The 20,812-nt window shown below is 36.1% G+C and carries 10 protein-coding genes; 9 read left to right on the top strand and 1 reads right to left on the bottom strand.

Going from position 1 to position 20,812, the window contains the following annotated elements:
- Position 1 precedes the first annotated feature (1 nt).
- Positions 2-2,629, bottom strand: a complete 2,628-nt coding sequence (locus tag ASE21_RS00265; protein WP_057120566.1) for a glycoside hydrolase family 3 protein — start codon at positions 2,627-2,629, stop codon at positions 2-4.
- Between the two features lie 417 nt (positions 2,630-3,046).
- On the opposite strand from ASE21_RS00265, the gene ASE21_RS00255 reads away from it, so the two are divergent.
- From ASE21_RS00255 to ASE21_RS00215, 9 genes are all read left to right on the top strand, one after another.
- On the top strand, positions 3,047-3,751 hold the full coding sequence (locus ASE21_RS00255; protein ID WP_057120564.1) for an NrtR DNA-binding winged helix domain-containing protein: 705 nt from the start codon (positions 3,047-3,049) through the stop codon (positions 3,749-3,751).
- 575 nt (positions 3,752-4,326) lie between these two features.
- Positions 4,327-7,416: a SusC/RagA family TonB-linked outer membrane protein gene (locus ASE21_RS00250; RefSeq protein ID WP_057120563.1), complete on the top strand. Its 3,090-nt coding sequence runs from the start codon at positions 4,327-4,329 to the stop codon at positions 7,414-7,416.
- Positions 7,417-7,428: 12 nt separating this feature from the next.
- Positions 7,429-9,369, top strand: coding sequence for a RagB/SusD family nutrient uptake outer membrane protein (locus ASE21_RS00245; protein WP_057120562.1), 1,941 nt, complete (start codon positions 7,429-7,431; stop codon positions 9,367-9,369).
- Positions 9,370-9,512: 143 nt separating this feature from the next.
- A complete protein-coding gene (locus tag ASE21_RS00240) occupies positions 9,513-11,237 on the top strand; it encodes a glycoside hydrolase family 43 protein (protein WP_057120561.1) in 1,725 nt (574 codons plus the stop codon).
- A 45-nt stretch (positions 11,238-11,282) separates the two neighbouring features.
- Positions 11,283-12,500: an SGNH/GDSL hydrolase family protein gene (locus tag ASE21_RS00235; RefSeq protein WP_132078201.1), complete on the top strand. Its 1,218-nt coding sequence runs from the start codon at positions 11,283-11,285 to the stop codon at positions 12,498-12,500.
- A gap of 54 nt (positions 12,501-12,554) precedes the next feature.
- A complete protein-coding gene (locus ASE21_RS21515; RefSeq protein ID WP_199858490.1) occupies positions 12,555-14,240 on the top strand; it encodes a sialate O-acetylesterase in 1,686 nt (561 codons plus the stop codon).
- 190 nt (positions 14,241-14,430) lie between these two features.
- The gene (locus ASE21_RS00225) at positions 14,431-16,959 is read left to right on the top strand and encodes a glycosyl hydrolase 115 family protein (protein ID WP_057121140.1); all 2,529 of its coding nucleotides are present in this window, start codon (positions 14,431-14,433) and stop codon (positions 16,957-16,959) included.
- A gap of 35 nt (positions 16,960-16,994) precedes the next feature.
- The gene (locus ASE21_RS00220; protein ID WP_057120559.1) at positions 16,995-18,563 is read left to right on the top strand and encodes a glycoside hydrolase 43 family protein; all 1,569 of its coding nucleotides are present in this window, start codon (positions 16,995-16,997) and stop codon (positions 18,561-18,563) included.
- Between the two features lie 34 nt (positions 18,564-18,597).
- Complete coding sequence (locus ASE21_RS00215) at positions 18,598-20,541, top strand: glycoside hydrolase family 97 protein (protein ID WP_057121139.1); 1,944 nt, start codon at positions 18,598-18,600, stop codon at positions 20,539-20,541.
- Positions 20,542-20,812: the final 271 nt, after the last annotated feature.

Here is a 20,812-nt window from a genome sequence, read left to right as displayed (position 1 = left end):
GTTATTTTTCTATTTGAATAATTTGAGCGACGATGTTGCTGTTCATTTTATTTTTTTCGTCGGGCTGGCAACCGCCAACTGCTATTTTAATTTTACCGTTGTATGGCATTAAGATTCCTTCTGCGGTAACATAGGAGAGGTCTTCAGGTAGAAGTTTAAAAGTTATAGTTTTGCTTTCTTTTGATTTTAAAGGAATGCGTTCAAATCCTTTTAAACTTTTTAAAGGTGTTTTTATCCCTAAATCCTGATTGATAATATAAAGCTGAGGTACTTCTTCGCCTTCTATTTTTCCTGTATTGGTTATTCTGACAGAGACAGAAACTTCTTTGCCTTTTTGTATGGCTGGCAAAACTTTTAGCTGATCATATTTAAAAGTAGTGTAACTTAAGCCGTAACCAAAACCGTATAAAGGTGTCCCTTTAAAATAACGATAGGTTTTGTTATCCATACTGTAGTCTTGAAAAGAGGGCAGGTCGGTATCATTTTTATAGAATGTTACGGGTAAACGGCCTGCGGGATTATAATCTCCAAAAAGCACATCTGCAACGGCTTTTCCAGCCGCCTGCCCGCCATACCATGCATTTACAATGGCCGGAATATTTTCTGCTTCCCACGGAATCGCAATAGCGCTTCCGGTAAGCATAACGAAAACGACAGGTTTTCCTGAGGATTGAAGTGATTTTAAAAGTTCAGTCTGAACTTGCGGCAAAAGTATAGAAGTTCGATCACCGCCGCTAAATCCGGGATAGTTTACAGGCATTTCTTCTCCTTCCAGCTGTGGAGAAATTCCGCCTGCAAAAATATAAGCATCCGCATCTTTATGGCGCTCAATAAGTTTTTTAAAATCGGTTTTTTCAAAATTTCCTGTTTGCAGTGCCACGTTTGCTTTTCCTTCGCCCTGCCAGTATTCCAGAACTACATTATAAACCGTATTTTTTTTCGTGATTAATTCAAAAGTCTTTTCTCCCCATCTGTTCTTTTTCCATGCATTGATAACTTCTTTTCCGTCAATTAAAAAGCGGTAGCCGTCATCGGCATTAATTTCAAAAGTAATCGAACCATCTTTATCCGCAGTATAATTGGTGGTATATCGTGCAGAAAAATGATTGGCTTTAATATTTTTAATCAGAGTTTCTCCTTCCTGCCAAAAATAATTAATTTCAGATTCTGTTCTTACTGCTTCCGGCGTACCTTTTAAATCTTCATTATTAAAATATTCGGCTTTAAAACCTTGTTTTCCTTCAAAAGAATATTGGTTAATATTGTTCTGATATACTAATAGGGTATCGCTGGTAAAGTTTACGGCTTTTTCATATACAACTGCAGTATTCGGTCCCATTTTATCTTTAATACCTTGTAAAACAGTAGTAAGTTTATTTGGAGTTCCATTGTAATTTCCTAAAATAGAAATCGCATTATCAGCATTCGGACCAAGGACAACAATTTTTTTGAGGTTTTTGTTTAAAGGGAGGATATTTTTTTCATTACGAAGTAACACGATCGATTGTCTTGCCATTTTTAAAGCATGTTCCTGATGTTCCCTGCTTTCTAAAACCGAGTCGGGTGTCTGAGCATATTTTACCATAGAAACAGGATCAAACATTCCCAGTCTAAAACGAATCATAAAAAGGCGTTTTACAGAAATATCAATTTGTTTTTCGCTGATTTTTCCATTTTTTACCGCTTGTACCAAAGCTTTGTAAGCATCAGTACCGCAATCTATATCAGTGCCATGTAAAACAGCATCTGCAGAAGCACTTTCAGCATCTGGATGTGTTTTATGATTCTTGAAAAAATCATCAATCGCCCAGCAGTCAGATGTTACATATCCGGTAAACTGCCATTGATTTCTTAAAATATCAGTCATTAAAATATCGCTGGCACAGCACGGCTGCGTTCGAAAAGCATTATAAGCACACATAACACCTGCAACTTTAGAATGCATTACAAGTTTTTTAAAAGCAGGGAGATAAGTATCCCAGAGTTCATAAGGCGTGACATCAACATCAAATGTATGTCGCAGCGATTCTGGTCCGCTGTGCACGGCATAATGTTTCGCGCAAGCCGCTGCTTTTAGGTATTTAGGGTCGTCTCCCTGCAGGCCTCTTACAAAATAATCACCTAAAACAGCCGTAAGATATGGATCTTCACCATACGTTTCCTGTCCGCGTCCCCAGCGCGGGTCACGAAAAATGTTGATGTTTGGTGTCCAGTAAGTCAGACCCAGATAACGTTCGTTTGTACGGTTTAATTTTACTGCTTTATTATAAATAGCCCTGCCTTCAAGTGCAGCATAATCGGCCATTTTAAAAAGAGAATTTTTATCAAAAGTGGCTGCCATGGCTATTGCCTGAGGATAAACCGTGGTTTTAAATGGAGTTCTTGCCACACCGTGTAAAGTTTCATTCCACCAATCGTAAGCAGGAATTTGGAGTCTGGGTATAGCGGGCGCAGCATTTAGCATCTGCGATACTTTTTCTTCGAGTGTCAACCGGCTGACCAGATCATCTGCCCGTTCTTCAAAGCTTATAGCGGGATTTAGAAAAGGAAATTCTTCTGTTTTATTTTGAGCAGAACACCAAAGTGATAACAATAGTGTAATTTGAAAAACTATTTTTTTTGTTTCCATATTAGATTTATAAAGCCGTTATGAGATATTTATAATAAAATAATGCAACCGATTGTGTAAATTAATGAAAAATATTTTTAATTTTAAATTTTATTTGAAATAAATGAGTTTTCCAATCAAAGTGAACGGTTATGAATTGAAAACAATCTAAATTTTAGAGCATCTGACATCTAAACTTTGAAACTATTTAATCATTACGATGTGTCTAAGAATGTTTTTATTTCTGATACTTTACAGTTGAAATATTATGAGTTTTAGACATAACAATCAATATTCTGGCAAATTTGAACAACCGATTGTAGTTTATTTGATGCGTTTTTATTTCAGCAAATTTTAAATTGTTGATTAAAATTAAAAATTTTGAAATTACAATTAAGTACTTAGAGATATTTAAAAAGTTAATTTTCATTAAGAGAGATGGGGAAAGTAAAAATAGAAATTGACTGTGTGATTTTTTATCTTGATGGCAGTAGTCTTAAAATTCTCGTTGTAAAAGAGAAAGATGAGACTGGAATCAAATGGAGACTGCCTAATGATGGTGCAAAAAAAAGCGAAACTATTGAACACACTGTAAACAATATTATAAAGAGATATACAAATGCTGAAAATTATTTTGCAGTCCAGTTAAAAGCTTTTAGCGATATGGGTGATAGTAATATGCAGGAAAAAATTATAATTGGTTATTATGCATTGATTAAAAAAAAGCTGAATACCTCTGACAATATTTTTCAGGACGAACATCTAAAATGGGCGTCATGCAGTGAATTGGAATTTTTAAATAATAAAGACCGGTCTATAGTTAATTTTAGTTTACAAGAGCTCCGTAAAACCAGCTGCCAGACAACCGAGGCTTTTAATCTTCTGCCTGAAAAATTTACAGTACTTCAGGCTGTTAATTTATATGAAGAGATTTTTAAAGTCAGTATCGATAAATCTAATTTCAGAAGAAAAATTTTTCAAAGAGGATTACTTAAAGAATCTGAAGAGAAAGAAGAAAATGTTTCCCATCGCGCTGCAAAATATTACAGTCTGAACCAGGACTACGAAAGATACCCTTATTATGAATTTCTAAACATTGGCTTTAAAGAAAAAGCGGAGGTTTTAAATGACCGTTTAAAATAAGGTAAGTTTAAATATTATATGATAGTCATGGAAGGTTTGAACTTTCATAAGTTTTAAATTTATGAAATAATCTTCTGATGACTAGATTAAAATTATCTTTCTTAGAATTTAAAACAAAATATTTTTTATTAAGCAATCGATTGTTTTTGAATTAATCTGTCTTAATTTTATTCCTTCTCACTATATAAATTAAATTCCATAAAGACGAAAAGCACCTTCTATATGCTTTATTTTGTAAGTATTTATCTTTATTATTTAATAAGTGCAACCTTTGTTTTTCTTTTTGTCTTTTTTTTAAGAATAGTCTTCAAACACAATATAATTCATAAATGTATTTCGTTGGCAATATATTTTTTTATTATATTTTTATTTAATTGCATTGTTTTATGTTTTAAATGTTTTTAAAACTTACTTTTTTTTCAATATTAATAAAAAAAAATAACACAACCGATTGTGTATATAAGTTTGTTTTTTATATTTGTACAAGATACACTTATGAAAATGCTTACTTATTTTTATAAATACTGTATAGATTACTAACTAACCAAAACCAGTTTTAATTTAAATCAATTTTTATGACTAACTATTTTGTTGCGAGTCGATCAAAGTATTTAAAATGCTTTGGCTTTTTGATCTTAATGTTCCTGCTTTCTTCTCATTTAAGTGCGCAGATAACAGTTACCGGAACCGTTTCAGATGCTAATGGTCCTATTCCGGGTGCTAATATTAATTTAAAAGGAACAAAAAACGGAGTAAGTACCAGCTTTGATGGTAATTATTCGATAAATGTTCCCTCAAACAGCGTTCTTATCTTTAGTTTTATTGGATTCAAAAACAAAGAAGTTCCTGTAAATGGACAAACAAAAATTAATGTACTGCTTGAAGAGGATTTAAATACCTTAAAAGAAGTTGTTGTAATTGGATATGGTACGCAGATAAAAGAGGCCGTTACAGGATCTGTCGCTTCATTAGGCGGGAAAGAACTAAACGAAGTTGCCTCTGCTAATATTACGCAGGCTTTACAAGGAAGACTTCCGGGAGTAGAACTAACTCAGACCTCTTCTAAACCCGGAGCGGCCATGCAGATCAGAATACGAGGAACAAGGTCTTTAACAGGAAGCAATGATCCTTTGGTGGTATTAGACGGTGTCCCTTTTGCGGGTTCTATAGGAGATATAAACCCAACCGATATTAAGTCTGTTGATATTTTAAAAGATGCCTCTGCTACTGCTATTTATGGTTCCCGAGGTGCAAACGGAGTTATATTGGTTACAACATTAAAAGGACGTAAAAACCAAAAAGCGACTTTCAGCTATAATGGTTTCAGCGGTATAAAACAGGTATTTGGTAAATATCCTATGATGGATGCAGCTAAATTTGGCGCTCTTCGCGATTACACAGGTCTGTATGTAGATGGTGTAGGCGAATCGCGTGACGTCAATACCGACTGGCAGGATTCATTATATGGTGCAGGCGAAATGATCAGCCACGATGTAAGCGTTTCAGGAGGAACAGAAATGGGCGCTTACAATGCCGGTTTAGGTTATTATAAAGAAGAATCAGTTTTGCCTGGTCAGAGTTATGAGCGTTTCAGCCTGAGAGCAGGACTTGATCAGCAGATTAACAGATCGATTCGTTTAGGATTTAATACCAATAGTAATTATACGGTTTCAAACGGCGACAATATCGGAACAGGTACTATTTTAGCGACTTCACCTCTTGCCAATCCATACAATGCTGATGGATCACTAAGAAGAATAGTAAGTATGGCGGCAGATGACCAATGGGTGTATACCAGAAAATCAATCGAAAATCTGGGCGATGCTTATGTGAACCAGACCAGAGGATTTAGTTCTTATAACAATATTTTTGCAGAGGTTAAAATTCCCGGAATCGACGGATTAAAATACAGGCTGAATACAGGACTAAATTTTCGTACTTCGAACAGCGGTTATTATGAAGGGCAGGGCGTATTTGATGTAAACCCGGCAACTTTATCCAATGCTTCTATCAGCAATTTTTGGTCAACACAATGGCTTCTTGAAAACTTACTTACGTATGATAAAACTTTTGCCCAAAAACATACAATAAATTTTGTGGGGTTATATTCGAATGAACAATACACAGGAAACAGTTCAAGAATCAGCAGAAACGGAATTACTTCGGATGCATTTCAGTTTTATAATTTAGGACAAAGTGAGGAAGAAGCTGTTATAAATCCGGCGGATCAGGATTATACACAATGGGGCCTGACCTCCTATATGGCGAGATTAATGTATTCTTATGATAACCGTTATTTTATTTCCGGAACAGTTCGTTCTGACGGTTCTTCAAGACTTTCACCAAATAACAGATGGGTGACTTATCCGGCTGTTTCTGCAGGCTGGACCATTTCTAATGAGTCATTTCTTAAAGATGTTAAATACATTAACTTATTAAAATTACGTGCAGGTTATGGTGAAACATCCAATCAGGCCGTTGCTCCTTATGCCACTTTAGGAGCATTAAGTACAAGACCTTATAATTTTGGAAGCACAAACTCGACAGGTGTCTATGTAACAGAACTTCCAAATCCGGATTTAGGATGGGAATTCTCTACAACATGGAATTACGGTTTGGATTTTGGTTTTTTTAATAACCGTTTATCCGGGACAATCGAATATTATAAAACAAATACCAAAGATTTACTGCAAAGAGTGGGATTACCTGCCACTTCTGGCGTAAGCGGGTATGTTGCCAACGTTGGGGAAACAGAAAACAAAGGTTACGAAATCTCTTTAAACGGAGTTATTTTTGATAATCCGAAAGGTTTAACCTGGACAGTGGGCGTTAACTTTTATAAAAATGAAAATAAGTTAACGGCACTTGCTTCCGGTGCGAGCCGTGATGAGGCAAACAACTGGTTCGTAGGGTATAATATCAACTCTATTTACGATTATCAAAAAGTTGGAATCTGGCAGGAAGGAGATCCTTATATGTCAATTTTAGAACCGGGACCAACAGGCATTAATCAGCAGGGAACAGTAGTAGGATCTATTAAAGTAAAATATACCGGAGAATACAATGCTGATGGTTCGCCAAAACGTGCAATTAATGCAAGTGACAGACAAATTATTGAAACCGATCCGGATTTTCAAGGAGGATTCAATACTAATTTGACATATAAAGGATTTGATTTTTCTGCTGTCGGAGCATTTAAAAGCGGCGGTGTTTTAATCAGTACACTTTATGGAGGGGCAAGTTACTTAAACTTAATGAACGGACGAAGAAGCAACGTTGATGTGGATTACTGGACTCCGGATAACAGAGATGCAGAATTTCCTAATCCGAGAGGTATCAGAAGCGGGGATAATCCAAAATACATTTCTACGATGGGATATTTTGATGCATCTTACGTAAAAATCAGAGCCTTGACCCTAGGTTATACTTTAGACAAAGATTTTACAAGAAATATAGGAATCGATAATTTGAGACTTTATGTAACAGCTCAAAATCCGTTTGTACTATTTTCTCCTTATCATGATAAATCTGGAATGGATCCTGAAACGAATTCATTTGGTGATGAAAATCAGGCAGTAGCATCTTACCAAAGAAGGTTTTTGGTTATTGGTACTAACACTCCCAGCACCAGAAATTATCTATTTGGCCTTAATTTAACTTTTTAATCAGACATTCATATGAAACGATATATTTTAAAAAATTTGATAGTAGGATCTGCAGTTTTGTTTTCTTTAGCTGGCTGCTCTGATATATTAGAAGAAAAGCCGCACGATTTTTATGAACCCAATTATTTTAAAACAGAACAGGGTGTTATACAGGGTTTAACCTCTCATTATGCACATTTACGCTGGATTTACGGGCAGGCTTATTTTTATAACGCGTCTCAGACCGGTACAGACGAAGCCACTTATGCACAAAGTGCCGATGGGAATTTTAAAGATCACGATTTGTCCGGTGTCGGGATTATTAATCCGAATTCAAGCCGTTCAGATGTTTTATGGAATAATTCCTATTATGATATTAATACTGCAAGCGGTATTATAGAAAATGGTGCCGAAGTTGGTATTGCAAGTAATCTGATTGCTGAATCGAAATTTTTCAGAGGTTTTGATTACTTTTTACTGGTACAGACATTTGGAGGCGTACCTCTTGATCTTGGTGCGGGAGAATTAAAATTCAACAGTAAACCGTCAAGAAGTTCAAAACGAAATACAGTTTCTGAGGTGTACACAAAAGCAATTTTTCCAGATTTAAAAGCAGCAGTAAACGAACTGCCGGATGCGCCTCGATTAACCGGTACCGCTACAAAAACACTGGCGCGTTTATTTTTGGCAAAAGCCTATTTAACCTATGCATGGTGGCTGGAAAATCCAAATAACATACCAACCTATCCGGATACTCCGAGAACAGATCCCGATGGACATAATGCACAATGGTATTTTCAGGAAGCTTATAATACAGCGGTTGCCGGAATTAATAATCCCGGTCCTTATGGCTTACTGGATTCTTTTTATGATGTAAATGCAGGTGCAAATGACAGAAATAAAGAAGTGATGCTTTATGCAGATCACACTCAGGACAGTGAATATTATAATGGTTCAAGTTTAACGTATGGCAGCGGCGGCGCTCCGGATAATTTTGCCGGCTGGATGGTAACGTGGAATTATACGGCTATCAGAAGTAAAAATGGTACTGCAGCAGTTTCATCTGTACAGCGTGAAGCCAATCAGTTTTTGGGACGTCCGTGGACAAGAATGGCACCGCCAATTGAAGTTTTTACAAAAACATTTGCTGATAAAACCAATGATTCAAGATATGATGGAACATTTACAACAACGTTTCGCGGTAATTGGAATTTACAAGGAACCGGTTTAAGTACTGTTGCCACTTTGACAAATGCTAATGGCTTGACAATTAAACCCGGAGATGCTGTTTTAACCTTTCTGAATGAAGAACCTTCAACACCGGTTACTTATCCTTCCGGACAAGGAGAAAGCGGTGTAGGAGCCGGAACTCTTCCGGGAAGATCAGATTATGTTATTTCTCCAAATGGAATCAGCAGAATCGTATATCCGGGATTTTGGAAATTAGGCCCGTACCGTAAAGACAATGCCGGAGGATTAGGACAGCCAAATGCAGCCAGTACAAGACCGTTTCCGGTGGCTAAATTTTCTGAATTGTATTTTGTTGCCGCAGAAGCTGCAGTAAAAGGCGCAACAGGAAATTTGACAGCAAGAAGCCTTATTAATGTAATAAGAGCAAGAGCTGGAAAATGGCGTTGGGACAATAATGGCAATACAGCAAAAGCTGCTGATAACAGCGCTGCCATGATTGCTGCAACACCAACAGTTATAGATATTAATTACATTCTGGCTGAGCGTTCGCGCGAACTTTTTGGAGAAGGCTATCGCTGGTATGACTTGGTAAGAACACAAAAGTGGAATGAACTTGCCGGTCAATATTCAATAGGAGGATCTAATTACGGACAGCATACTCCTGAGGTTGTAACCAGAAGTATTGATGTACATCATTATCTAAGACCAATTCCACAAGGGCAGCTTGATGGTATGGAAATGTCAGCCGATGAAAAAGCCGCATACCAAAACCCGGGTTATTAAGCCTGAGTTGATAAAACATGTAATTTTAGATACATAAATAATCAGTCTGAGTTTATTTCATAAGTTGAAGTTTTGTTAGTTGAAAGCCGGGTAATGCTCTCGGCTTTTAATATTCTTTATCAGATTTAAATACATAATAAAAAATGATTCCAAGAAAATTATTTCTTTTATTCACGATAACTTTCCTGACTATTTTTCAAATAAAAGCTCAGGAAAAAAGTACAAAGAAAAAACAAGGACAGTCTCCGGTTTTTTCAAATGTTATCTATACCGGCAACGATGAGATTTATACAAACAATCCGCTAAAATCAGATGAATTTTACTCTCCTGTCCTGCAGGGTTGTTATCCGGATCCAGCGATTACCAGAAAAGGAGACGATTATTATATGGTTTGTTCTTCATTTGCTATGTTTCCCGGCGTTCCTGTTTTTCATTCTAAAGACTTAGTCAATTGGACAGATTTGGGAGGAGTTTTAAATAATGTCAAAGAATTTAATCCGCATGATACCGGAATCAATGCAGGAGTTTATGCTCCTGGAATTACCTACAATCCTCATAACAATACATTTTACATGATTGTTACCGCTTTTACAGGTAAAATGGGTAATATCATCGTAAAAACAAAAGATCCTGTTAAGGGATGGGGAAGTCCCATAAAACTAGATTTCGGCGGAATTGATCCGAGTATTTTTTTTGATGATAACGGCAAAGGTTACGTAGTGCACAACGATGCACCGGATAAAGGAAAAGAACTTTATAACGGCCATCGTGTCATTAAAGTCTGGGAGTACGATACTGAAAATGATAAGGTAATTCCGGGAACCGATAAAATTATAGTAGATGGTGGGGTCGATCTTTCGAAAAAACCAATCTGGATTGAAGCACCACATTTATATAAAAAGAACGGAAAGTATTATTTAATGTGTGCCGAAGGGGGAACAGGCGGCAATCACAGCGAAGTTATTTTTATATCCGATAATCCAAAAGGACCTTTTAAACCTTCATCAAACAATCCGATACTTACTCAAAGATATTTTCCAAAAGACAGAGCCAATAAAGTAGACTGGACAGGACATGCTGATATTATCGAAGGACCAAATAATCAATATTACGGCGTATTTTTAGGCATTCGCCCGAATGATAAAGACCGCGTAAATATTGGCCGTGAAACTTTTATACTTCCCGTTGACTGGTCTGGAACTTTTCCGGTATTTGAAAATGGATTAGTGCCTATGGAACCTAAATTGAAAATGCCAAACGGAGTCGAAAACAAAACAGGAAAAGACGGCTTTTTTCCAAATGGTAATTTTACGTTTACAGAAAATTTTACTTCCAATAAATTAGATTACAGATGGATAGGTTTAAGAGGACCGCGTGAAAGTTTTATTTCGATAACCAAAAAAGGGCTGGCAATTAATCCTTTTGAAACCAATCTTAAAGAACTAAAACCAACATCGACACTTTTTTACAGACAGCAGCATAATACGTTTTCTTTTGAAACGACATTGAATTACAAACCAGCATCAGAAAAAGATCTTGCCGGAATTGTTTGTCTGCAAAACGAACGTTTTAATTATGTTTTCGGTATTACCAAAAAAGGAAAAGACACTTATGTACTTTTAGAAAGAACAGAAAAAGGAGAATCGAAAATAATCGCCAGCAAAAAGATAGAGATTAAAAAAGGAATTAAATTGCAGGTAAAAGCGGCGGGAGATAGTTACGAATTCAGTTTTGCTCTAAATAATTCTGATTTTGAAAATCTTGGCGGAGCTGTTTCTGGAGATATTCTTTCTACAAATACAGCCGGCGGTTTTACTGGAGCGTTGATAGGTTTATATGCAACTTCGGCTAATGATTCGAAATTGTAGAATAGACTAAAATCTTCCGATAATTTAACTTTTGAAATAATGAACATGAAGAAAAAGCATTGTAAAAACATCGTATTTTTTATCCTTCTGCTTTTTATTGCAGGCTGTAAATCAAATCAAACGGTCAAGGTTAAAAATCAAAACTGGACAGGGACGTGGGCATGTGCACAAATGCAGGTTGAACCTCATAATATGCCGCCGGAACCGGGATTGAGCGGGAATACTTTAAGACAGATTATTAAAGTTTCGATAGGAGGAAACCAACTGCGATTTCGTTTTTCAAATCTTTTTACCGATGAACAGATGATTATAAAATCGGTTAGTGTTTCGAATGTTGCCGAAGCCCCTGCGATTGATATTAAATCTCAAAAAATGCTTTATTTCAATTCAAATGCTGAGGTAACGATAAATCCAAAAGAAGAAATTTATTCAGATGTTTTTAATTTTCCACTGCAAAAAGGACAGCTTTTAGCAGTCACAATTCACTATGAAAAAGCTCCAAAAATAATTTCGGGTCATCCGGGCTCGCGTACGACATCTTATATACTGCAAGGCGATCATCAAAATGATGAAATGTTTTCGGGAGCTGTAAAAACAGATCATTGGTACACTATTATGAGATTAGACGTTATTAGTACAAACAAATCCAATATTGTCTGCTTAGGAAACTCCATTACAGACGGACGCGGTTCTGGAACAAACAAACAAAACAGGTGGACTGATATTTTAGCATCAAGATTGGCCGCTAATAAAAATACAGAACATATTGGCGTGCTCAATTTAGGAATTGGCGGAAACTGCGTAGTAAGAGGCGGACTTGGTCCAACGGCTCTTGAACGTTTTGACCGTGATGTACTTTCGCAGTCTGGTACAAAATGGCTCGTAATTTTAGAAGGCATAAATGATATTGGAGGCATTAAACGCGCCGAAGATGCAACAGCAAAAGCGCAGGAAATTATAGAAGCTTATAAAATTATGATCGATAAAGCGCATGCTAAAGGAATCAGGGTTTACGGCTGTACAATTCTGCCTTTTCAAAAATCATTTTACGATGCACCGTTTAAACAAGACGCCAGAGATATTGTGAATGCATGGATTAGAAACGGAAACTTTGATGCGGTAATTGATTTTGACAAAGAAATGGAATCTGAAGCAGGTTCAAAAACAATCTTATCCAATATGCACGATAATGATTTTCTGCACCCAAACGAACTTGGATATAAGCGAATGGGGGAAGCTGTAGATTTAAATTTATTTCAATAATAGTATAATATTAAAAGAGTTCATTTTGGCTCTTTTAACTAATTAATCCACATCATGAAATCAATAATTAGAGTTTTTGCATTTACAATTCTTTTTGTAACAGGACAAAATATTTATTCTCAAGATTCCAATTTTCATGTCTATCTCAGTTTTGGGCAGTCCAATATGGAAGGCGCAGCGCCCATAGAACCTCAGGATAAACTCAATGTTGATCCCCGATTTCAGGTTTTAGAAGCGGTAAACTGTCCGGATTTAGAACGTGAAATGGGCAAATGGTACACGGCGATTCCACCTTTATGCCGATGTAAAACTGGATTTACTTTAACGGATAATTTTGGGAAAACAATGGTGGCTAATCTTCCAAAAAATATAAAAGTCGGTGTTGTAAACGTTGCCGTTGGAGGCTGTAAAATTGAACTTTTTGATAAAGATAAAGTAGAAAGTTACACCGCCACAGCACCAGAATGGATGCAGGGAATGATTAAAGAATATAATGGAAGTCCGTATGCAAGACTGGTTGAAATGGCAAAAATTGCACAAAAAACGGGCGTCATAAAAGGAATTTTATTGCATCAGGGAGAATCGAATACAGGCGATACGCTCTGGCCGAAAAAAGTCAAAATTGTATATGATAATTTACTAAAAGATCTCAATTTAGATCCTAAAAAAGTGCCTTTGCTTTCTGGCGAAGTCGTTCACGAAGAACAAAACGGAAAATGCGCGAGCATGAATAAAATTATAGCCACGCTGCCCAAAACAATTCCAACATCTTATGTTATTTCTTCAAAAGGCTGCGCAGTCGCTTCCGATTTTTTACATTTTAATGCTGAAGGTTACAAAGAATTAGGAAAACGTTATGCGGATCAAATGTTAGCTTTATTAGGTTATAAAGCAACTAAGGGCAGTGAACCTTTTATCGTTCAGGCACCTTTAGGATTTGATGTTTTAAATCCAAACGTGCCGGCAGGAAAAGTTGAAACGATATCTTATGAATCAAAAACCGTCGGAACCACCAGAAAAGTTACTGTTTATACACCACCCGGATTTAATAAAAAGAAAAAATATCCTGTTTTATATCTTTTACACGGAATAGGCGGCGATGAAAAAGAATGGCTTAACGGAGGGAATCCGCAGATTATATTAGACAATCTTTATTCTGAAGGAAAAATTGAACCCATGATTGTAGTAATGCCAAACGGAAGAGCTATGAAAGACGACAGCGCTTCCGGAAATATAATGGCACCGGAAAAAGTTCAGGCATTTGCTTATTTTGAAAAAGATTTGTTAAACGATTTAATTCCCTTTATAGAAAAAAAATATCCGGTTCTTAAAGACCGCGAATCTCGGGCAATTGCCGGTTTATCAATGGGAGGCGGACAGTCTTTAAATTTCGGTTTAGGAAATTTAGACCAATTTGCCTGGGTTGGAGGATTTTCATCGGCACCTAATACTAAAATGCCTCAGGAATTACTTCCGAATCCAGAAGAAGCAAAAAAGAAATTAAAACTCCTTTGGATTTCTTGCGGCGATAAAGACTGGCTTATCGAAAACAGTAAACGAACCCACGATTATTTAGTAAAAAATAATGTGCCGCATATTTATTACATAGAGCCCGGAGTTCATGATTTTAAAGTCTGGAAAAATGGTTTATACATGTTTTCTCAGTTTTTATTTAAAGCAGTAGATCAGTCCGGTTTTTCAAAATACACTGTTTTGGAAACATCAGATTTAAATAATTAAGAAATTGTTTCAATTGTCTCCTGCTTTAGCTGGAGGTCAAAAATAGATTTTAGAGTAAGGCTTTAGCCAAAATTGGATATTCGGCTAAAGCCAATGTGAACTAATTTAATTCACCTCCAGCTAAAGCTGGAGGCAATTCAAGAATTCGTTTAAGCATATAAATTAGGAACTAATGAATAAAATAAAGACAATGAAAAGCTATTTCAAATTGATTTTCTTTATAATTATCAGCCTTTTGCATAATGTTTCAAAAGCGTCGCAGCCTTTTATAACGAATACAAAAACAGAAAATGTAATGGTTTTAAAAGAGAAATCGCAATCTCTTTCCTTTTTTGTAAATACAGGATTAGATGCAGGAATTCTGCGTGCCGTACACAATCTGCAGTCTGATTTTGAAAAAGTTACCGGAGATCGTCCTGTTGTTTTTAATGAAAACCCCAAAACGGCTTCACCTTTAATTATCATTGGAATGATTGGCTCTAATTCGATTATTGATGATTTAGTAAAACAAAAAAAAATCGACGGAAAAGAACTCAAAGGCAAAAATGAAAAATTCATTATTCAGCACGTTAAAAATCCATTTAAGAGAATTGAAGAAGCGCTTGTAATTGCAGGAAGCGATAAACGCGCCACCATTTACGGAATTTACGAATTATCAAAACAAATTGGTGTTTCGCCTTGGTATTATTGGGCAGATGTTCCCGTAAAACAGAAAGAGAATATTTATTTTATTAAAGGGATTTATACAGACGGCGAACCTGCTGTAAAGTACAGGGGAATTTTTCTTAACGATGAAGCGCCTGCATTAAGCGGTTGGGCAAAAGCCACATTTGGAGGTTTTAACAGCCAGTTTTATGAAAAAGTTTTTGAATTAATGCTTCGCTTAAAAGCTAATTACATCTGGCCAGCCATGTGGGGAAATGCTTTTTATGATGATGACGCAGCGAGCGGCCCTTTGGCAAATGAAATGGGAATTGTAATGGGAACTTCGCATCATGAACCTATGGCTTTGGCACAAACTGACTGGCGCAGGTACATCAAAAAAAATAACCTTCCGAACGTTTGGGATTATTCGAAAAACAAAAAAGTTTTAGATGAATTCTGGACAACAGGAATCCAGCGCAGTAAAAACTGGGAAAAAGTCGTAACGATCGGAATGCGGGGTGACGGAGACGAAGCGATGAGCGAAGGAACCAATATAAGTCTGCTTGAAAATATTGTAAAAGAACAGCGCAAGATTATTGAAAGAGAAACCGGAAAAAGCGCCGATAAAACGCCGCAGGTTTGGGCTTTATACAAAGAAGTGCAGGATTATTATGATCAGGGAATGCGTGTTCCCGATGATGTAACGCTCTTGTTTTGTGATGACAACTGGGGAAATGTGCGTAAACTGCCGGACCTTACCAAACCTTTGCATAAAGGCGGTTACGGAATGTATTATCATTTTGATTATGTTGGCGGTCCAAGAAACTCAAAATGGATAAATATAAGTCCGATACAAAGAGTTTGGGAACAGATGAATTTGAGTTACGAACACGGAGTCGATAAAATCTGGATTGTAAATGTCGGCGATTTAAAGCCAATGGAATTTCCAATTAGTTTTTTCCTGGATATGGCATGGAATCCGAAGCAGTTTAATTCACAAAATCTCTTTGAATTTACTAAGAAATGGGCAGCCGAACAGTTTGGAGAAAAACATGCAGAAGAAATCGCCCGGTTATTAAATACTTATCCAAAATTCAATCGTCGGGTTACGCCCGAAATGCTCGACAGCAAAACCTACAGTTTAGAAAATTATAACGAATTTGAAACCGTAGTTAATGACTATAAAAACTTAGCACTCGATGCATACCGTGTTTATAATGAACTTCCTGCCGAATATAAAGATGCTTATTTTCAGCTGGTTTTATATCCAATAGATGCCTGCTGTAATCTTTATGAAATGTATTTTGCACAGGCAAAAAATAAAAAACTGGCAGAAGAAAAAAACAGCCTCGCGAATTATTATGCAGCTGAAGTAAAAAAGAATTTTGAGCGCGATTCGATTCTTCAAAATAAATACAATAATGAAATTTCGGGCGGCAAATGGACACACATGATGGATCAGATGCGAATAGGCTACAAAGCATGGCACGACACGCCAAAAAATATCATGCCTGAGGTGAAATATCTTTCGGAGAAGGAAATTGTTGTGCCAAAAGTTTTTGAAGAAAAGGACGGTTATGTGTCTATTATGGCTGCACATTTTTCAAAAGCAAATGATTCAAAAAAAACGCATTGGGAAGTGATTCCGGATTTCGGAAAAACACTCAGCGGGATTACCACATTTCCACAAAATAGTTATCCAGCTGTTAACGAAAATATTTCTGTTGAATATGAAATTAATTTTACTTCAACAGGAGAATGTGATGTAGAACTTCTTTTAGCACCAACACTTAATTTTAACAGCAATAAAGGACTTCGGTATGAAATTTCTTTTGATGAAGAAAAACCACAGCAGGTAAATTTTAACGGACATTATCGAGGCGAATTAGGAAGATGGCAGGCAGAACACATGATTCATTCCGCTACAAAACATACGATTTTAAAAGCAGGAAAACATATACTCCGTTTTCGTGTTTTAGATCCGGGAATTGTACTGCAAAAGATTCTGATTAATACCGGAGGATTAAAGCCTTCTTATCTCGGAGCTCCGGAAAGTAAGATGATCTCAGAATAAAAATATTTTTTCATTCATAATAATATCAATTTAAAATGAAAACTAAACTCTTGTATTGCTTATTGATATTGCTAACGGCTTTTGGCGGCAGAGCTCAAAAAAGCAAAGCACATAATCCTGTGATATATGCAGATGTACCTGATTTATCAATGATTAGAGTGGGTGATACTTATTATATGAGCAGTACAACCATGCACATGAATCCGGGTGTTCCTATCATGAAATCTAATGATTTAATAAATTGGAAACTGGTTAATTATGCCTGCAGCGCAATTGAAGATAATAATGACAAACTCAATTTAGATAACAATAAAAATGATTATGGCAGAGGTTCCTGGGCCAGCAGCCTGCGTTATCATAAAGGCATATATTATGTCAGCACTTTTTCCGGAACAACGGGTAAAACTTATATTTTTTCTTCAAAAAACATTGAAAACGGACCATGGAAAAGAACGGTCTTAAACAATTCTTATCACGATCATTCGCTTTTATTTGATGATGATGGCAAAGTATATCTTGTATGGGGCAGCGGAAAACTGTATATAATTGAATTAGAAAACGATCTTTCAGCAGTTAAAGAAGAAACTAAAAGAGTTTTAATCGAAAATGCGAGTGCACCTGGGGGAGATCAAATTATGCTGCCGTCAGAAGGATCACAGCTTTTTAAAATTAAGGGCAAATATTATTTGTTTAATATCTGCTGGCCAAAAAACGGTATGCGAACTGTAATTATTCATAAGGCTGATGCTATTTCAGGTCCGTGGGAAGGAAAAATAGGCCTGCAGGATTTGGGTGCAGCACAAGGCGGGCTTATTGATACACCGGACGGAAAATGGTTTTCTTATTTATTTAGAGATGCCGGAGGCGTAGGTCGTATTCCGTATCTTGTTCCTGTAAAATGGGAAAATGACTGGCCCATCTTAGCAGAGAATGGAAAAGTGCCTGAAACCCTTGATCTGCCTGCCAATAAAAGCCTTATTCCCGGGATTGTAAATTCTGATGATTTTACGCGAAAAAGCGGCGAAAATGATCTTCCGCTGGTTTGGCAGTGGAATCATAATCCGGATAATTCATTGTGGTCTGTCAGGGAAAGAAAAGGCTATTTAAGGTTAAAAACAAAAAGAACAGACAGCAGTTTTGTTCAGGCAAAAAATACTTTAACCCAAAGAACTTTTGGTCCAAAATGTTCCGCAAGTACAATGTTAGAAATCTCTAATATGAAAGAAGGTGATTTGGCCGGACTGGCATTATTACAGAAAGAATTTGGTTTTGCTGCCGTAAAAATTGAAAACAGCACAAAAAAAATTGTCATGACTGATGCCGAAAAAGGAATCCAAAGAGAAATCGAAAGCATACCTTTAAATCAAAACAAAATATACTTTAAAGCTGAATGCAGCTTTGAAAACAAAGCCGATACAGGCAGATTTTATTACAGCCTAAACGGAAAAGAATGGATAAGTATTGGAAAACCTATAAAGATGCCGTATACAATTCCTCATTTTATGGGATACCGATTTGGTTTGTTTAACTATGCGACCCAAAATACAGGAGGTTTTGCCGATTTTGACTATTTTCATATTAATGATAAAATTACAATACAGTAAAATAATAAGATTCAACCCATTAATTAAGTCTGCTATGAATTTTAAATACGTTATATATTTTTGTCTGCTGAGTTTTTTTAAACTAAATGCACAATCAATTGTACAAAGTCCGGATGAGAAACTTAAAGTATTCTTATTTGTTGAAAATGGAATGCCGGTTTACAATGTTACTTATAATGAAAAAACCTTTATAGAAAAATCACCGCTGGGTTTAAAGACCAGTGTGGGAGATTTTTCCAACGGATTAGTTTTAGAAAACAATTCACAGCAAAATAAAATTGATGAAACATATCAATTAAAAAATATTAAAAAAAGTAATGTTCATTACACTGCCAATGAAACGGTTTTTTCTTTTACGAAAGAAGGCCGAAAAACTATCGATATTGTATTTAGGGTAAGTAATAACAATTTAGCATTTAAATATAAAGTCTATCCACAGAAAGAATCTCTTTCCTGTGTGGTTCAGGAAGAAGTTTCAGGCTTTTTGCTGCCAGAGGGAACTACAACATTCCTTTGTCCGCAAAGCAAACCAATGACAGGTTTTGCCAGAACTACACCAAGTTATGAAACTTCCTATACATTTGATGATGCCATTGGTAAAAACGGTTTAGGGAATGGTTATACTTTTCCATGCCTTTTTAAAGTAAGCAACAGCGGATGGGTTTTAATTTCTGAAACAGGTGTTGACAGCGGCTATTGTGCAGGCAGATTGATTGGTCATCCAAAGGGATTATATACTATTGGTTTTCCAATGGAAAGTGAAAATAATGGCAATGGCACAACAGCACCCGGAATCCCGCTCGAAGGACAAACGCCATGGAGAACTATTACTGTTGGCGAAACCCTGGCGCCAATTGCAGAAACTACTATTCCGTTTGATTTGGTAAAGCCTAAATATCAAGCTTCAAAAGAATATCAATACACAAAAGGAACCTGGAGCTGGATTATAAAAATGGATGGTAACACGACTTTTCCGGTGCAAAAACAATACATTGATTTCAGCGCCGCTATGGGCTACCAGACTATTTTAGTCGATGCTCTTTGGGATACACAGATAGGTCATGATAAAATTGAAGAATTGGCAAAATACGGATCATCTAAAAACATTGGTTTGTATTTATGGTACAATTCAAACGGATATTGGAATGATGCACCACAAGGTCCGAGAGGGTTAATGGATAACGCAGCTGTCCGCCGTAAAGAAATGGCGTGGATGAAAAGTATTGGCATTAAAGGAATTAAAGTAGACTTTTTTGGCGGAGATAAACAAGTAACCATGAAATTGTACGAAGATATATTGACAGATGCCAACGATTTTGGAATTATGGTTATTTTTCACGGATGTACATTGCCAAGGGGATGGGAGAGGATGTATCCAAATTTTGCTTCGGCAGAAGCTGTTTTGGCTAGTGAGAATTTACATTTCGGGCAGGAAAGCTGTAACAATGAATCTATAAATGCTGCAACACATCCCTTTATTAGAAATGCAGTAGGAAGTATGGATTTTGGCGGAAGCGCATTAAATAAATTTTACAATAGTGATAACATACCAAATAAAGGCTCAAAAAGAATGACTTCTGATGTTTTTGCTTTAGCCACAGCAGTATTGTTTCAAAGCGGTGTTCAGCATTTTGCCCTTGCTCCAAATAATTTAAATGATGCGCCTGATTGGGCCATAAATTTTATGAAAGAAGTTCCAACAACATGGGATGAAATTCGTTTTATTGACGGTTATCCAGGTAAATATATTATAATGGCACGTCGAAAAGGAGATAACTGGTATATAGCCGGCGTAAATGCTCAGAATAAAAAAATAAAGCTTAAACTAAAACTTGAAATGCTTCCTGCTGGTACAAAGCTAAAAAGTTATTCAGATGATGACCAGCTTAATGGAAAAATAACCGGAATCAGCGTAAATAAAAACAAAAATGTCGAAATCGAAATTCCATACAATGGCGGCATACTTTTAAAAAATTAATTTTTAGTATGAATTAGTTTTATATCATAATTCAGTACTTAAGATAGTATATAGCAACCGATTGCAAACAGCTTGTTTTTCTTTTCAAAGTAAAAATAAGCTGTTTTTGCTTGTAAGTAAAACTTCATTTCTGGTGATTAATTTTATTTTTTAGTAAAGTAAAACTTACTATTATGGTTTTAAAATAAGATTTTACCGCAAATTTTATAAATATAACATAATATGTAATTTTTATCAAATGGTCAAAATGACTATTAATTCATTATCTTTT

The sequence above is a fragment of the Flavobacterium sp. Root901 genome, from assembly GCF_001429765.1.
In the GTDB taxonomy this organism is placed as follows: Bacteria; Bacteroidota; Bacteroidia; order Flavobacteriales; family Flavobacteriaceae; genus Flavobacterium.
Note: the sequence above shows the minus strand (reverse complement) of the source record. Positions and strands in the feature narration are given on the sequence as shown.

Bases quoted from the DNA above. Each gene is read 5' to 3' on its own strand.
- ASE21_RS00250 (WP_057120563.1), top strand. From the start codon at position 4,327: ATGACTAACTATTTTGTTGCGAGTCGATCAAAGTATTTAAAATGCTTT.
- ASE21_RS00245 (WP_057120562.1), top strand. From the start codon at position 7,429: ATGAAACGATATATTTTAAAAAATTTGATAGTAGGATCTGCAGTTTTG.
- ASE21_RS00255 (WP_057120564.1), top strand. From the start codon at position 3,047: ATGGGGAAAGTAAAAATAGAAATTGACTGTGTGATTTTTTATCTTGAT.
- ASE21_RS21515 (WP_199858490.1), top strand. From the start codon at position 12,555: ATGAAATCAATAATTAGAGTTTTTGCATTTACAATTCTTTTTGTAACA.
- ASE21_RS00220 (WP_057120559.1), top strand. From the start codon at position 16,995: ATGAAAACTAAACTCTTGTATTGCTTATTGATATTGCTAACGGCTTTT.
- ASE21_RS00225 (WP_057121140.1), top strand. From the start codon at position 14,431: ATGAAAAGCTATTTCAAATTGATTTTCTTTATAATTATCAGCCTTTTG.
- ASE21_RS00265 (WP_057120566.1), bottom strand. From the start codon at position 2,629: ATGGAAACAAAAAAAATAGTTTTTCAAATTACACTATTGTTATCACTT.
- ASE21_RS00215 (WP_057121139.1), top strand. From the start codon at position 18,598: ATGAATTTTAAATACGTTATATATTTTTGTCTGCTGAGTTTTTTTAAA.
- ASE21_RS00240 (WP_057120561.1), top strand. From the start codon at position 9,513: ATGATTCCAAGAAAATTATTTCTTTTATTCACGATAACTTTCCTGACT.
- ASE21_RS00235 (WP_132078201.1), top strand. From the start codon at position 11,283: ATGAAGAAAAAGCATTGTAAAAACATCGTATTTTTTATCCTTCTGCTT.